This is a genomic window from Pseudomonas sp. SWI44 (genome assembly GCF_002947915.1).
Classification (GTDB): Bacteria; Pseudomonadota; Gammaproteobacteria; order Pseudomonadales; family Pseudomonadaceae; genus Aquipseudomonas; species Aquipseudomonas taiwanensis.
Genome location: NZ_CP026674.1, coordinates 776,396 through 792,288, shown reverse-complemented (window position 1 = coordinate 792,288; position 15,893 = coordinate 776,396). Strand labels below are relative to the sequence as shown.

General features: G+C 61.2%; 7 protein-coding genes. 4 read left to right on the top strand and 3 right to left on the bottom strand.

Annotated features, from left to right (window positions below):
- Nucleotides 1-2: 2 nt before the first annotated feature.
- The gene (locus tag C4Q26_RS03930) at nucleotides 3-962 is read right to left on the bottom strand and encodes a MoxR family ATPase (protein WP_023379511.1); all 960 of its coding nucleotides are present in this window, start codon (nucleotides 960-962) and stop codon (nucleotides 3-5) included.
- A gap of 2,928 nt (nucleotides 963-3,890) precedes the next feature.
- Here C4Q26_RS03930 and C4Q26_RS03915 point away from each other — a divergent pair.
- Complete coding sequence (locus tag C4Q26_RS03915; RefSeq protein WP_104882794.1) at nucleotides 3,891-5,216, top strand: DUF2235 domain-containing protein; 1,326 nt, start codon at nucleotides 3,891-3,893, stop codon at nucleotides 5,214-5,216.
- Nucleotides 5,217-5,536: 320 nt separating this feature from the next.
- Here C4Q26_RS03915 and C4Q26_RS03905 read toward each other — a convergent pair whose 3' ends face one another.
- A complete protein-coding gene (locus C4Q26_RS03905) occupies nucleotides 5,537-5,890 on the bottom strand; it encodes a hypothetical protein (RefSeq protein ID WP_023379514.1) in 354 nt (117 codons plus the stop codon).
- A 274-nt stretch (nucleotides 5,891-6,164) separates the two neighbouring features.
- Here C4Q26_RS03905 and C4Q26_RS03900 point away from each other — a divergent pair, with 274 nt between their 5' ends.
- Nucleotides 6,165-11,030 carry an NAD-glutamate dehydrogenase gene (locus C4Q26_RS03900; RefSeq protein WP_104882009.1) on the top strand — a complete coding sequence of 1,622 codons (4,866 nt, stop codon included), beginning with the start codon at nucleotides 6,165-6,167 and terminating at the stop codon, nucleotides 11,028-11,030.
- A 273-nt stretch (nucleotides 11,031-11,303) separates the two neighbouring features.
- Here C4Q26_RS03900 and C4Q26_RS03895 read toward each other — a convergent pair whose 3' ends face one another.
- Nucleotides 11,304-12,128, bottom strand: coding sequence for a pyruvate, water dikinase regulatory protein (locus C4Q26_RS03895; RefSeq protein WP_177325243.1), 825 nt, complete (start codon nucleotides 12,126-12,128; stop codon nucleotides 11,304-11,306).
- 171 nt (nucleotides 12,129-12,299) lie between these two features.
- Between C4Q26_RS03895 and ppsA the strand changes: the two genes are divergently transcribed.
- Nucleotides 12,300-14,675, top strand: coding sequence for a phosphoenolpyruvate synthase (gene ppsA, locus C4Q26_RS03890; protein ID WP_023379517.1), 2,376 nt, complete (start codon nucleotides 12,300-12,302; stop codon nucleotides 14,673-14,675).
- A 102-nt stretch (nucleotides 14,676-14,777) separates the two neighbouring features.
- Nucleotides 14,778-15,770, top strand: a complete 993-nt coding sequence (locus tag C4Q26_RS03885; RefSeq protein ID WP_023379518.1) for an alpha/beta fold hydrolase — start codon at nucleotides 14,778-14,780, stop codon at nucleotides 15,768-15,770.
- The last annotated feature ends 123 nt before the right edge of the window (nucleotides 15,771-15,893 follow it).

Sequence of the window (15,893 nt, the reverse complement as noted above, 5' to 3'; positions counted from 1 at the left end):
GGTCAGGCTACGGCAACGACGTCGAGGATGCGCTGGACCACGCGGTCCTGGTCGATGCCTGCCGCTTCGGCCTCGAAGGACAGGATGATGCGGTGGCGCAGCACATCGAACAGGACCGCCTGGATGTCCTCGGGGCTGACGAAGTCGCGCCCGGCCAGCCAGGCATGGGCCCGGGCGCAGCGATCGAGGGCGATGGAGCCGCGGGGGCTGGCACCGTAGGCGATCCAGTCGGCGAGTTCGGCGTCGAACTTGGCCGGGGTGCGGGTGGCCATTACCAGCTGGACCAGGTATTCCTCCACGGCGTCGGCCATGTACAGCCCGAGGATTTCCTTGCGGGCGGCGAAGATTGCTTGCTGGCTGACGCGTCGCTCGGGCTTGGCCTCGCCGCCGAGGGCTTCGCCCCGTGCCTGGGCGAGAATGCGGCGTTCGACGGCGGCGTCGGGGAAGCCGATTTTCACGTGCATCAGGAAGCGGTCGAGTTGGGCTTCGGGCAGTGGGTAGGTGCCTTCCTGCTCGATGGGGTTTTGGGTGGCCATGACCAGGAACAGCGGCGACAGGTCGTAGGTACTGCGGCCGACGCTGACCTGGCGTTCGGCCATGGCTTCGAGCAGTGCGGACTGGACTTTGGCGGGGGCGCGGTTGATTTCGTCGGCCAGGACCAGGTTATGGAAGATCGGGCCTTGCTGGAACACGAAGCTACCGGTTTCTGGGCGGTAGATTTCGGTGCCGGTGATGTCGGCGGGCAGCAGGTCTGGGGTGAACTGGATGCGGTGGAACTGGGCTTCGATGCCTTCGGCGAGTTCTTTGATGGCCTTGGTCTTGGCCAGGCCTGGGGCACCCTCGACGAGCATGTGGCCATCGGCCAGGAGCACGATCAACAGACGTTCGACCAGTTTTTCCTGGCCTAGGATCTGGGAGGAAAGAAATGTGCGCAGCGCGATCAGCGCTTCACGGTGTTCCATCGGCGACGGTTCCTGGGATTGGGCCCGGGCGCGCTGTGAGCGGGTGCCTGGGGCAGGGGGTGATACTTTAATCTATCCGGGGGGGTGGCGACCAATGGCGGTGGGTAAAATTCTCGAAAAGTCAGTCGTGCTCGTTGTGTGTTGCTTTTGCTTCGGGGGTACGCGGTCGTTCAGGTATCGCCAATTGGGTCATTAGGTCGAGCTTGGGTTTTCGGGAGCAAGACGTTGGCGAGGTGATCCTGTAGGGGGCGGATATATAGGAGTGGGGCGAAAAGGTGAGTGATCACGTTAGTTGAATGCCGCCCTTAAATCTGTGCTTTGAAGTTTGAAGTTTTGGTTTCTGGATGCGTGAGCATATCCATTTGCCAAGGTGACGCTCAATCACCTTTCCGCTCTTACAGCGGGTCACTTTTTGGCAGACGCCCCAAAAAGTAACCAAAAAAGTCTGGCTCCTATCATCCGGCCCCTGCGCTGCGCTCCGGGGTTCCCTCGCTCCGGGCTTGCTCCGGGAGGACCGCGCTGAACGGCCCTTCCTGGGCCGCAGCGCTTGACGGGCATCCATGCCCGTCACCTCCCTGCGCAAGCCCTGCGCTCGGCCTCCTGAAGTCGCATGAGGTGGCGCCTGAACTACTGCGAGCTAGAAGCAAGAGCAAAGCGAAGCAAAAGAAAATTTGCCTCGCATTTATGGTTTTAATATTGAATGTGCGGCTGGTTCAGTTGTTGTTGTTGTTGTTGTTGTTGTTGTTGTTCGGATTTGGTATTTCATGCTCCGCTTTTGCTTTTAATGCGCGATATCCCAGACGCTGCAAATTGCGACGTCAGTAGGCCGAGCGTAGGGCTTGCGGAGGGAGGTGACGGGCATGGATGCCCGTCAAGCGCTGCGGCCCAGGAGGGGCCGTTCAGCGCGGTCCTCCCGGGAGCAAGCCCGTAGCGAGGGAACCCCGAAGCGCAGCGCAGGGGCCGGATGATAGGAGCCAGCGGTTTTTGCCTACTTTTGCCCAAGAGCAAAAGTAGGTCGCCGTAAAGGCGAAAAGGTGAATGAGCGCCTCCATGGCGAATGGATATTCACGCGATTTGAATGCCAGCGCCAAGTATTCGCTTTGAAGTTTGAAGTTTGAGGTTTTGGTATTTAGATTTATGAGCATATCCATTTGCCAAGGCGACGCTCAATCACCTTTCCGCTCTTACAGCGGGTCACTTTTTGGCAGACGCCCCAAAAAGTAACCAAAAAAGTCTGGCTCCCATCATCCGGCCCCTGCGCTGCGCTCCGGGGTTCCCTCGCTCCGGGCTTGCTCCGGGAGGACCGCGCTGAACGGCCCCTCCTGGGCCGCAGCGCTTGACGGGCATCCATGCCCGTCACCTCCCTGCGCAAGCCCTGCGCTCGGCCTCCTGAAGTCGCATGAGGTGGCGCCTGAACTACCGCGCGCTAGAAGCAAGAGCAAAGCGAAGAAAAAGAAAGTCCGCCTCGAATTTATAGTTTTAATGTTGAATGTGCGGCTGGTTTAGCTGTTGTTGTTGTTGTTGTTGTTGTTGTTGTTGTTGTTGTTCGGATTTGGTATTTCATGCGCCGCTTTTGCTTTTCATGCGCGATATCCCAGACGCTGCAAATTGCGACGTCAGTAGGCCGAGCGTAGGGCTTGCGGAGGGAGGTGACGGGCATGGATGCCCGTCAAGCGCTGCGGCCCAGGATGGGCCGTTCAGCGCGGTCCTCCCGGGAGCAAGCCCGTAGCGAGGGAACCCCGGAGCGAAGCGTAGGGGCCGGATGATAGGAGCCAGCGGTTTTTGCCTACTTTTGCCCAAGAGCAAAAGTAGGTCGCCGTAAAGGCGAAAAGGTGAATGAGCGCCTCCATGGCGAATGGATATTCACGCTATCTGAATGCCGCCCTTAAATCTGTGCTTTGAAGTTTGAGGTTTTGGTTTCTGGATGCGTGAGCATATCCATTTGCCAAGGCGACGCTCAATCACCTTTCCGCTCTTACAGCGGGTCACTTTTTGGCAGACGCCCCAAAAAGTAACCAAAAAAGTCTGGCTCCTATCATCCGGCCCCTACGCTGCGCTCCGGGGTTCCCTCGCTCCGGGCTTGCTCCGGGAGGACCGCGCTGAACGGCCCCTCCTGGGCCGCAGCGCTTGACGGGCATCCATGCCCGTCACCTCCCTGCGCAAGCCCTGCGCTCGGCCTCCTGAAGTCGCATTAGGTGGCGTCTGAACTACCGCGCGCTAGAAGCAAGAGCAAAGCGAAGCAAAAGAAAGTTCGCCTCGCATTTTGTAATTTTAATAGTTAATGTGCGGCTGATTTAGTTGTTATTGTTATTGTTATTGTTTTTGTTCGGAGTTGGTATTTGATGCTTCGCTTTTGCTTTTAATGCGCGATATCCCAGACGCTGCAAATTGCGACGTCAGTAGGCCGAGCGTAGGGCTTGCGGAGGGAGGTGACGGGCATGGATGCCCGTCAAGCGCTGCGGCCCAGGAGGGGCCGTTCAGCGCGGTCCTCCCGGGAGCAAGCCCGTAGCGAGGGAACCCCGAAGCGAAGCGTAGGGGCCGGATGATAGGAGCCAGCGGTTTTTGCCTACTTTTGCCCAAGAGCAAAAGTAGGTCGCCGTAAAGGCGAAAAGGTGAATGAGCGCCTCCATGGCGAATGGATATTCACGCGATTTGAATGCCACCCCTAAGTTCGCCTCATCACCTCTGCCCCCACTCCTTAAAAACGCCCGAAAAAAGTAACTACGAAATCTAGCGGCTATCGTCCAGCCACAGTGCTAAGCCCCCTGAATTCGCAATAGAGGGCGACTGAACCACCGCCCACTAGAAGCGAAATCAAGTTCCAGGCGGAGAAGGGAAATTTCTGTACTCAGATGTTGAATGTGCGGGTAGGCACCGAGGTTAAGCTGTTGCTTGCTGAACTCACCAAGCCAACCGGAGTTCAGCCAGATGGATGAGTTGAGTAAAAAATTCCCCGTGTTCACCAGCACCAAACCTTATGTCCTGCGCATAGGGATCTTCTTCGACGGCACCGGCAACAACGCCCGCAACGCCGTTACCCCCGACTCCCCCACACAAAAATACACCACCGGCAGTTACGCCAACGCCCCAACCAACATCGCCCTGTTACACACGCTATACCCCACCGGCCAACCGCAGGCCACGCCAAATAAGCACTTCATGAAACTCTACATCGAAGGCATAGGCACCACCGAAGCCAGCCAGGACTCGACCTTCGCCCAAGCCACCGGACGCGGTCAGACAGGTGTCGAAGCCAGAGTCCAGCAAGCCTTGGCCATGGTCGACCACCACCTGATCGACTGCTTGCACACCCACCCCCACCCCCACCATATCGAGTTCGACCTGTTTGGCTTCAGTCGGGGCGCCGCCGCCGCTCGCCACTTGCTCAACCGGCTACACGACGACACACCCATCTGCTCGCAATATCCACACCTCAAGACCAGCGTCAACTTCATCGGCCTGTTCGACACCGTCGCCGCCATCACCGCCCCACTGCACAATCGCCTCACCCAGGGCACCGCCCGATTCGGCAAGCTACGCCTGGGCTTGGCCCAGGGTTGTGCGCGGCATGTGGTGCAACTGGTCGCCAGCGACGAGCGCCGACACAACTTCCCGTTGGTGCGCACCGACCACGACATCCACATGCCCGGCGTCCATTCAAACATCGGTGGCGGCTATCCCCAGGCACAGCAGGAAAGCGTCCTCCTGTGCAAACCCAACGCCAGCCGCGTCGCACTGACCACGCCTGCCGAACGGACTCGCGCGTATGCAATCACCCGCGCCTTGCTGGAGCAGGCGTACAAGGATTTGCCCGCGCCAAAGCCACAGCTGTTGACCTGGGAAGCACCCATCGCCGGAAGCCGGAGCCGCCGCGATGATCCGGAAAAACAGGTATATGCCGCCGTGCAGTGGCAGCGGGAGGTGAAGGGACAGTTGTCCCGCATCTACCTGAGCGTCATGCGGGAACTGGCCGTGCGCGGCGGGGTGCCTTTTGCCAACCTGGGCAATGACCCAGCCCATCAACTGCCGGACGATCTGCATACCATCAGCCGCAAATTGCATGACTTCGCTCTCGGGCACAGCGCAGACCCGGGGTTGACGCAGGAGGAAACTGCCCAGTTGCGAGAGAAATACATCCACACCTCGGCAAACTGGAATGCACTCAAGGGGCTATGCAACAGCACACTGGATCAGCTCTACATCGACAGACCCGCTGAAGCAGGTCGAGTCATGCACTCCAACCCCGTGCAATGAGGGCAGACAGTCCACGCAAATGGAGTTGCGTGGACAGCAAGGTTCAGCGGGTCTTGAGGGGCTTCTCGGCAATCGTCTGGCCTGGGGATGGCCGAGGTCGCAGCCTGCGAAGGGGCGTTGCAGAACAGGGCAGCAGGTCCTTGGCTTCCAGGGACGAGCAGTACGTGCGGCATTGTTCCAGGTCACCGCGTTCGAACAGCGCGTTCTTCAGTTCGGTGGTACCTGAACTGAGTTTGTTCCAGATCGTTAGCCAGAAACAGGGGAGGTGCGCGTACCAGCGCCGGATGTTCGCCGACGATCGAGGCCGGTCCTGTGCGCCCTCAAAGCTCGCTAACGAAGGTACCGGTACCCTCGAGGATATTGCGCAACGTCAGCGCCACCTCTTCCAGGTCAGTTCCTTGCGACGTCAACACAATCTCCAGCGACTCATCGCCTTTCAGCGCATCCCGGTCACTGGCAGCCACTTCGATCAACAAGCGCTGGGCACTCAAGGTCACTTTCAAGCCATCCAGGGTCGAGGGTTCGTCGTCCAGGGTCAGGTCGACCGTGTCCTCGTCCGGGTAGCGGGTCAGCAGGAACATCTGTCCCTTGTCGCTGTGGCAGCACAGGGTCGCCATGTCGTCTTCTTCTTCATCGCAGGGCGTGGCGAAGAGCAGGGCGGTTTTGATTTGCATGGGCGGCTCGGATCAAAGGAAATGAGGGGGAATTCTGACAGCCTTGCACGCATCCATAAACGTAAAGTTACCCCCCCTTGACCGAAATTGTCGCAGCGCTGCAAGCCGTAGTGACCACTCAGTCGTTAAGCTGCGCCGAGCCTATGAACGTGGCCTACACGTTCAACGCCTGGTTTTACCGTCCGCCTTGCCACGGTTTGGCTATCGTTGATCCGTACCAAGGCGCACGCATGCGACGCTTCAACTATTACAAAGCCCAAGCGGAGTACCACAGATGGCGTTCTTCACCGCAGCCAGCAAAGCCGACTTCCAGCACCAACTGCAGGCGGCCCTGGCGCAGCACATCAGCGAACAGTCCCTGCCACAAGTGGCGCTGTTCGCCGAGCAGTTCTTCGGCATCATCTCTCTGGACGAACTCACCCAGCGCAGGCTGTCCGACCTGGCCGGCTGCACGCTGTCTGCCTGGCGCATCATCGAGCGCTTCGACCCTGCACAACCGCAAGTGCGGGTCTACAACCCGGATTATGAGCGCAATGGCTGGCAATCGACCCACACGGTGGTCGAGGTGCTGCACCACGACTTGCCATTTTTGGTCGATTCGGTACGCACCGAGCTGAACCGCCGCGGCTACAGCATCCACACCCTGCAGACCACGGTGCTGAGCGTGCGTCGTGGCGCCAAGGGCGAACTGCTCGAACTGCTGCCCAAGGGCACCCAGGGTGAGGGCGTGCGTCATGAATCGCTGATGTACCTGGAGATCGACCGCTGCGCCAATGCCGCCGAACTGACGGTGCTGACCCGTGAAATCGAGCAGGTCTTGGCCGAAGTGCGGGTGGCAGTTGCCGATTTCGAGCCGATGAAGGCCAAGCTGCGCGAAGTGGTCGCTTTGGTGGAGCAGACGCCGTTTGCACCGGTGCAGCATGAGAAGGCCGAGGTCAAGGCGTTCCTCGAATGGTTGTTGGACAACCATTTCACTTTCTTGGGCTACGAAGAATTCACGGTCCGGGACGACAACGCCGGCGGCCAGATGGTGTACGACGAGCAGTCATTCCTCGGCCTGCCACGGCGCCTGCGCGTGGGGCTGAGCGCCGAAGAACTGCGCATCGAAGATTACGCCGTGGCCTACCTCAACGAGCCGCTGCTGCTGTCCTTCGCCAAGGCTGCGCTGCCCAGCCGCGTGCATCGCCCGGCTTATCCGGACTACGTGTCGATTCGCCAGCTCGATGCCGCTGGCAAGGTCATCAAGGAACACCGCTTCATGGGCCTGTACACCTCGTCGGTCTATGGCGAGAGTGTGCATGCCATCCCGTACATCCGCGTCAAGGTCAATGAAGTCGAGCGCCGTTCTGGCTTCGATCCCAAGGCTCACCTGGGCAAGGAACTGGCCCAGGTGCTAGAGGTGTTGCCACGCGACGACCTGTTCCAGACCCCGGTCGACGAGCTGTTCAGCACCGTGATGTCGATCGTGCAGATCCAGGAGCGCAACAAGATTCGCGTATTCCTGCGCAAGGACCCCTACGGCCGCTTCTGCTACTGCCTGGCCTACGTACCGCGTGAGATCTACTCCACCGAGGTGCGCCAGAAGATCCAGCAGGTGCTGATGGAGCGCCTGAAGGCCAGCGACTGCGAGTTCTGGACCTTCTTCTCCGAGTCGGTGCTGGCGCGTGTGCAGCTGATCTTGCGGGTCGACCCGAAGAACCGCATCGACATCGACCCGCAGCAGCTGGAAAACGAAGTGATCCAGGCCTGCCGCTCGTGGCAGGACGACTACTCGGCACTGGTGATCGAGAACTTCGGCGAGGCCCAGGGCACCAACATTCTTGCCGACTTCCCCAAAGGCTTCCCGGCCGGCTACCGTGAGCGCTTCCCTGCGCACTCGGCGGTGGTCGACCTTCAGCACGTGCTGGCACTGTCTGAAAACAAGCCGCTGGCCATGAGTTTCTACCAGCCGCTGACCCGTCTTGGCGAGCGCCTGCTGCATTGCAAGCTGTACCACGCCGATACGCCACTGGCACTGTCCGATGTGCTGCCGATCCTGGAGAACCTTGGCCTGCGCGTGCTGGGTGAGTTCCCGTACCGCTTGCGTCATGCCAGCGGCCGCGAATACTGGATTCACGATTTCGCCTTCACCTACAGCGAGGGCCTGAGCCTGGATATCCAGCAGCTCAACGACATCTTGCAGGATGCCTTCGTCCACATCGTCAAAGGCGATGCCGAGAACGACGCCTTCAACCGCCTGGTCCTGACCGCCGGCCTGCCGTGGCGCGATGTGGCACTGCTGCGCGCGTATGCGCGTTACCTCAAGCAGATTCGCCTGGGCTTCGACCTGGGCTACATCGCCAGCACCCTGAACAACCACACCGACATCGCCCGTGAGCTGACCCGGTTGTTCAAGACCCGTTTCTACCTGGCGCGCAAACTCACCCAGGACGACCTGGACGACAAGCAGCAGCGCCTGGAGCAGGCGATTCTCAGCGCCTTGGACGACGTTCAGGTGCTCAACGAGGACCGTATCCTGCGTCGCTACCTGGACCTGATCAAGGCCACGTTGCGCACCAACTTCTACCAACCGGACGCCCATGGGCACAACAAGTCGTACTTCAGCTTCAAGTTCAACCCCAAGCTGATTCCCGAACTGCCCAAGCCGGTGCCGAAGTTCGAGATCTTCGTCTATTCGCCGCGGGTCGAAGGTGTGCACCTGCGCTTTGGCAACGTCGCCCGTGGCGGCTTGCGTTGGTCGGACCGCGAGGAAGACTTCCGCACCGAGGTGCTGGGCCTGGTGAAAGCCCAGCAAGTGAAGAACTCGGTGATCGTGCCGGTCGGGGCCAAGGGTGGCTTCCTGCCGCGTCGTCTGCCATTGGGTGGCACCCGTGACGAGATCGCCGCCGAGGGCGTAGCGTGCTACCGCATCTTCATCAGTGGACTGCTCGACATCACCGACAACCTCAAGGAGGGCGGCGTGGTGCCGCCAGCCAACGTGGTGCGTCACGACGATGACGATCCGTACCTGGTGGTAGCGGCGGACAAAGGCACAGCGACCTTCTCCGATATCGCCAACGGCATCGCCATCGACTACGGCTTCTGGTTGGGCGATGCCTTCGCCTCGGGTGGTTCGGCTGGCTACGACCACAAGAAGATGGGCATCACCGCCCGCGGTGCCTGGGTGGGTGTTCAGCGCCACTTCCGCGAGCGTGGGATCAACGTGCAGGAAGACCCGATCACTGTGATCGGCATCGGCGACATGGCCGGTGACGTATTCGGTAACGGCCTGCTGATGTCCGACAAGCTGCAACTGGTGGCGGCGTTCAACCACCTGCACATCTTCATCGACCCGAATCCGGATCCGGCCACCAGCTTCGCCGAACGTCAGCGCCTTTTCGATCTGCCACGTTCGGCCTGGAGCGACTACGACACCAGCATCATGTCCGAAGGCGGCGGGATTTTCCCGCGCAGTGCCAAGAGCATTGCCATCAGCCCGCAGATGAAAGAGCGCTTCGCCATCGAGGCTGATCGCCTGACCCCGACCGAGCTGCTCAACGCGCTGCTCAAGGCGCCGGTCGACCTGCTGTGGAACGGCGGTATCGGCACCTACGTCAAAGCCAGCAGCGAAAGCCACGCTGATGTCGGCGACAAGGCCAACGACGCCCTGCGCGTCAATGGCAACGAGCTTCGCTGCAAGGTAGTGGGTGAGGGCGGCAACCTGGGCATGACCCAGCTGGGTCGGGTCGAGTTCGGCCTGCACGGTGGCGCTACCAACACCGACTTCATCGACAACGCCGGTGGTGTGGACTGCTCCGACCATGAGGTCAACATCAAGATCCTGCTCAACGAAGTGGTGCAGGGTGGCGACATGACCGAGAAGCAGCGCAACCAGCTGCTCGGCAGCATGACCGACGAGGTGGCCAGCCTGGTGCTGGGCAACAACTACAAGCAGACCCAGGCGCTGTCGCTGGCGGCCCGTCGTGCCCGCGAGCGGATCGCCGAGTACAAGCGCCTGATGGCTGACCTGGAGGGCCGGGGCAAGCTGGATCGGGCCATCGAGTTCCTGCCGTCCGAGGAGCAGTTGGCCGAGCGCCTGGCCGCAGGCCAGGGCCTGACCCGTGCCGAGCTGTCGGTGCTGATTTCGTACAGCAAGATCGACCTCAAGGAGCAACTGCTCAAGTCGCTGGTGCCGGACGACGACTACCTGACCCGTGACATGGAAACCGCGTTCCCGCCGTCGCTGGTCAGCAAGTTCGCCGACGCCATGCGTCGTCATCGTCTGAAACGTGAGATCGTCAGCACCCAGATCGCCAACGATCTGGTCAACAACATGGGGATCACCTTCGTCCAGCGCCTGAAGGAGTCGACCGGCATGAGCCCGGCCAACGTGGCCGGGGCTTATGTGATCGTGCGCGACATCTTCCACCTGCCGCATTGGTTCCGCCAGATCGAGGCGCTGGATTACCAGGTGCCGGCAGAGGTCCAACTGACCCTGATGGACGAGCTGATGCGCCTGGGCCGCCGGGCCACCCGCTGGTTCCTGCGTAGCCGTCGCAACGAGCAGGATGCCGGGCGTGACACCGCGCACTTCGGGCCGAAAATCGCCCAACTGGGCCTGAAGCTCGACGAGTTGCTCGAAGGCCCGACCCGTGAGCGTTGGATGGTTCGTTACCAGGGCTTCGTCGATGCTGGTGTGCCGGAGCTGTTGGCGCGCATGGTGGCGGGTACCAGCCACCTGTACACGCTGTTGCCGATCATCGAGGCGGCTGACGTGACCGGGCATGATCCGGCCCAGGTGGCCAAGGCGTTCTTCGCTGTGGGCAGTGCCTTCGACCTGACCTGGTACCTGCAGGAGGTCAGCAACCTGACGGTGGAGAACAACTGGCAGGCACTGGCCCGCGAGTCGTTCCGCGACGACATCGACCTGCAGCAGCGCGCGATCACCATTTCCGTGCTGCAGATGGCGGATGCGCCGCAGGACATGGATGCCCGCGTGGCGCTGTGGGCCGAGCAGCACCGGGTGATGGTCGAGCGCTGGCGCGCCATGCTAGACGACTTGCGCAACGCACCGGGTACTGACTATGCGATGTACGCGGTGGCCAACCGCGAGCTGGTCGACTTGGCGATGAGTGGGCAGGCGACGGTGGTGCCGTCCTGATCATCAAGCTGAAATGAGAAAGCCCCGGCAGTGATGCCGGGGCTTTTTTATGAGGCTTGGCGGGAGTTTTGTGGTGGTACGCAAATCGAGCGCCGCCCACGCGACGCATCGCGAGCAGGGCTCGCCCCTCGTTTTTTCCGGCCAGTAACGCCTGCCCCAGACGCACGCAAATCCCGTAGGAGCGAGCCTCGCTCGCGATGCGCCGCGCGGGCGGCGCCCGATCTTACAGGGAAAAAATCGCCTAAGACTAACCCCTTGCAGCCCACCCTCTGGCTACTTGAACCGCCGCTCCACCCCTTTCTCCACCAGGATCTTCGCCGAAATCTCCTCCACCGAAAAATGCGTGGAGTTGATGTTGGGAATGTTCTCGCGCCGGAACAGGTTTTCCACCTCTCTCACTTCGAACTCGCACTGGGCAAAGCTCGAATAGCGGCTGTTGGGCTTGCGCTCGTGGCGGATGGCAGTCAGGCGGTCGGGGTCGATGGTCAGCCCGAACAGCTTGTGCTGGTGCTTTTTCAGCACCGCGGGCAGCTGCAGGCGCTCCATGTCGTCCTCGGTCAGCGGATAGTTGGCGGCGCGGATACCGAATTGCATGGCCATGTACAGGCAGGTGGGCGTCTTGCCGCACCGCGATACGCCCACCAGGATCAAGTCGGCCTTGTCGTAGTAGTGGGTACGGGCGCCGTCGTCGTTGTCCAAAGCGAAATTGACCGCTTCGATGCGCTCCATGTAGTTGGAGTTGCCACCGATTGAGTGGGATTTACCGACGGAATACGACGAATGGGCAGTCAATTCCTGCTCGAGCGGGGATAAAAACGTCGAAAAGATGTCGATCATGAAGCCATTCGACGTGGCCAGGATCTCGCGGATGTCCTGGTTGACGATGGTGTCGAAGATGATCGGGCGCATGCCGTCCCGCTCCGCCGCGGCATTGATTTGCTGGACCATGGTCCGCGCTTTGTCAGGCGTATCGATGTACGGGCGAGTGAATTTGTTGAACGGAATGCTATCGAATTGAGCGAGCAGGCTTTGGCCCAGGGTCTCGGCGGTGATGCCGGTGCCATCGGAGATGAAGAACGCGGTTCTTTTCATTTGCATCCTGGGCCTTAAGCTGATGACGTTTCTTGGATATGATAAGTTCGGTTTGCCGAATGCGGCTGTCGGCATTCTCACTTATTTTCCAGGTACAGGCCACAAGCGTCCGGCCAAGTCAGAACAGGCAGGCGGGCGCCCTTGAGCTTTTCCAATACAGTTAGTGGAGAGATCACCTTGGTAGAGTACGTAGTTTCCCTCGATAAGCTCGGCGTCCATGATGTGGAGCATGTGGGGGGCAAGAACGCATCCCTGGGCGAGATGATCAGTAACCTCGCAGGTGCCGGCGTTTCGGTGCCGGGCGGCTTTGCCACTACGGCTCAGGCGTACCGCGATTTTCTCGAGCAGAGTGGCCTGAACGACCGCATCCATGCCGCGCTTGATGCGTTGGACGTGGACGACGTCAACGCCTTGGCCAAGACCGGCGCACAGATCCGCCAGTGGGTGATGGAGGCCGAGTTCCCGGCTCGCCTGGATTCGGAAATCCGAACTGCCTTCGCCGAAATGTCCAAGGGCAACGACAACATGGCCGTGGCCGTGCGTTCCTCGGCCACCGCCGAAGACTTGCCGGATGCCTCCTTCGCCGGCCAGCAGGAGACCTTCCTGAACATCCGTGGCGTCGACAACGTGATCCGCGCGGCAAAGGAAGTGTTCGCCTCGCTGTTCAATGACCGCGCCATCGCCTACCGCGTGCACCAAGGCTTCGACCATAAGCTGGTGGCCCTGTCCGCTGGCGTGCAGCGTATGGTCCGTTCGGAAACCGGCACCGCCGGTGTGATGTTCACCCTCGACACCGAGTCGGGCTTCCGCGACGTGGTGTTCATCACCGGCGCCTATGGCCTGGGTGAAACCGTGGTGCAAGGTGCGGTGAACCCGGACGAATTCTACGTCCACAAACAGACGCTGCAGGCTGGCCGCCCGGCGATCCTGCGCCGCAACCTGGGCAGCAAGGCGATCAAGATGGTCTATGGCGACGAAGCCAAGGCCGGACGGTCGGTCAAGACGGTCGAAGTCGACCGCGCCGATCGTGCGCGCTTCTGCCTGAGCGACGACGAAGTCAACGAGTTGGCCAAGCAGGCCATGATCATCGAGCAGCACTACCAGCGCCCGATGGACATCGAGTGGGCCAAGGACGGCGACGACGGCAAGCTGTACATCGTCCAGGCTCGCCCTGAGACCGTGAAGAGCCGCGCCAGCGCCAACGTCATGGAGCGTTACCTGCTCAAGGAAAAAGGCACCGTTCTGGTCGAAGGCCGCGCCATCGGCCAGCGCATCGGTGCCGGCAAGGTCCGCGTTATCAACGACGTGTCCGAAATGGACAAGGTGCAACCAGGCGACGTATTGGTCTCCGACATGACCGACCCGGACTGGGAACCGGTCATGAAGCGCGCGAGCGCCATCGTCACCAACCGTGGTGGCCGTACCTGCCACGCGGCGATCATCGCCCGTGAGCTGGGTATTCCGGCTGTGGTCGGTTGCGGCAATGCCACCCAGATCCTCAAGGATGGCCAGGGCGTCACCGTCTCCTGCGCCGAGGGCGACACCGGCTTCATCTTCGAAGGTGAACTGGGCTTTGACGTCAAGCAGAACTCGGTCGACGCCATGCCGGAGCTGCCGTTCAAGATCATGATGAACGTCGGTAACCCGGACCGCGCCTTCGACTTCGCCCAACTGCCCAACGAAGGTGTTGGCCTGGCGCGCCTGGAATTCATCATCAACCGCATGATCGGCGTGCACCCCAAGGCGTTGCTGAACTATGCCGGCCTGCCGCCAGAGCTGAAAGAGAGCGTCGACAAGCGCATCGCCGGCTACAACGATCCGGTCGGCTTCTACGTCGAGAAGCTGGTCGAGGGTATCAGCACCCTGGCTGCGGCCTTCTACCCGAAAAAGGTCATCGTGCGCCTGTCGGACTTCAAGTCCAACGAGTACGCCAACCTGATCGGCGGCAAGCTGTACGAGCCGGAAGAAGAAAACCCGATGCTGGGCTTCCGCGGTGCTTCGCGCTACATCAGCGAGTCGTTCCGTGACTGCTTCGAGCTCGAATGCCGTGCCCTCAAGCGCGTGCGCAACGAGATGGGCCTGACCAACGTCGAGATCATGGTGCCGTTCGTGCGTACCCTGGGCGAGGCCAGCCAGGTGGTCGACCTGCTCGCCGAAAACGGCCTGGCCCGTGGCGACAACGGCCTACGCGTGATCATGATGTGCGAGCTGCCGTCCAACGCGCTGCTGGCCGACGAGTTCCTCGAGTACTTCGACGGCTTCTCCATCGGCTCCAACGACCTGACCCAGCTCACACTGGGCCTGGACCGCGATTCGGGCATCATTGCCCACCTGTTCGATGAGCGTAACCCTGCGGTGAAGAAGCTGCTGGCCAACGCCATTGCCGCGTGCAACAAGGCTGGCAAGTACATCGGCATCTGCGGCCAAGGCCCGTCGGACCACCCGGACCTGGCAAAATGGCTGATGGAGCAGGGCATCGAAAGCGTGTCGCTGAACCCGGACTCGGTACTCGAGACCTGGTTCTTCCTGGCCGAAGGCCAGGGTGTGGCCTGATGCAGTGAATTGCGGGGGCGCGTCTGGCGCGTCCCCGCCTGGTTTCATCCAGGGCGAGTTCCAGCAATGGATCCCGCCCTTTTTTGTGCACCAAGCAACTTTATGCAAAGCAGCAGCAATCTTTTTCCCGTGGCCCTGCTCAGTGCCGAGCGCCGCGGTGACCTCAGCGAAGATGTATACCGGATCAAGGCTGGCAACAGCCCTGACCCGAGCGTCGAGCTGGCCGTGACCCGCCTGGGCCTGGCAGATCAGAATCGGGCCCAAGGCCTGCCGGTGATCCTGCTGCATGGCAGTTTCTCCAACCGGCGCTTTTGGTATTCGCCCAAGGGCATCGGCCTTGGGGCCTATCTGGCGCGAGCCGGTTTCGATGTGTGGATCCCGGAAATGCGCGGCCATGGGCTGTCGCCGCGCAACCTCAGGTGGAAGCACAACAGCGTCGCCGACTATGCCCGCCACGATCTGCCGTTGATCGCTGCGTTCGTGCGCGAGCAGTCGGGCCAGACGCCTCACTGGATCGGCCATTCGTTGGGCGGGACCACCCTGGTGGCGGCCCTGGGCGGCGGTTTTCTCGAGGCCGAACAGGCGGCCAGCGTGGCGCTGTTCGGTACCCAGGTCAGCCGTGTCTACTGGCCATTGAAGGTGCCGCCGCTGGCTTGGGGGGCGAAGCTGGTGCTCAAGCGCTGGGAACAGATATCCGGGCCGCGTTTCAAGCGTGGGCCGGAGGACGAGCCGATCGGCCTGGCGCTGGAGAGCATGCGCTGGCATGGTCTGTTCGGTCGCTTTGGCGATAAGCAGAGCGACTGGTGGGCGGCGTTGGCCGAGGTGGATGTGCCGCTGCTGGCAGTGGCCGGCGCAGGGGACTTCCAGGACCCGGTATGGGCGTGTCGCAAGCTGTTCGACCAGTTTGGCGGCGAGCGCAAGCAGTTCCTGCGCCTGGGGCGCGAGGAAGGCTTCGATGCCTTCGGGCATGTCGACATGCTGGTGAGCAAGGCAGCGCAGGCCCAGGTGTGGCCTCTGGTGGAGCGCTGGTTGCGAGAGCCGCTGCTGCCGGTGCATGAGTCCACAGTGGTGGCGCAGGCTGTGCCCGCCGGTTGAGGCGTCAGGGCTATCCTCGCCGTCAAACCCGGGGTGGGGCAGTCCATGGGCGCGCCGGCCTGCCGGCGATAAGGCCCGCGCAGACGAAATTCACCTGACTGATCGGTCCCGGATGACTGCAAC

What these genes read in the sequence shown, in the direction of transcription:
- C4Q26_RS03930 (WP_023379511.1), bottom strand. Translation starts at nt 962, where the DNA reads ATGGAACACCGTGAAGCGCTGATCGCGCTGCGCACATTTCTTTCCTCC.
- C4Q26_RS03915 (WP_104882794.1), top strand. Translation starts at nt 3,891, where the DNA reads ATGGATGAGTTGAGTAAAAAATTCCCCGTGTTCACCAGCACCAAACCT.
- C4Q26_RS03905 (WP_023379514.1), bottom strand. Translation starts at nt 5,890, where the DNA reads ATGCAAATCAAAACCGCCCTGCTCTTCGCCACGCCCTGCGATGAAGAA.
- C4Q26_RS03900 (WP_104882009.1), top strand. Translation starts at nt 6,165, where the DNA reads ATGGCGTTCTTCACCGCAGCCAGCAAAGCCGACTTCCAGCACCAACTG.
- C4Q26_RS03895 (WP_177325243.1), bottom strand. Translation starts at nt 12,128, where the DNA reads ATGCAAATGAAAAGAACCGCGTTCTTCATCTCCGATGGCACCGGCATC.
- C4Q26_RS03885 (WP_023379518.1), top strand. Translation starts at nt 14,778, where the DNA reads ATGCAAAGCAGCAGCAATCTTTTTCCCGTGGCCCTGCTCAGTGCCGAG.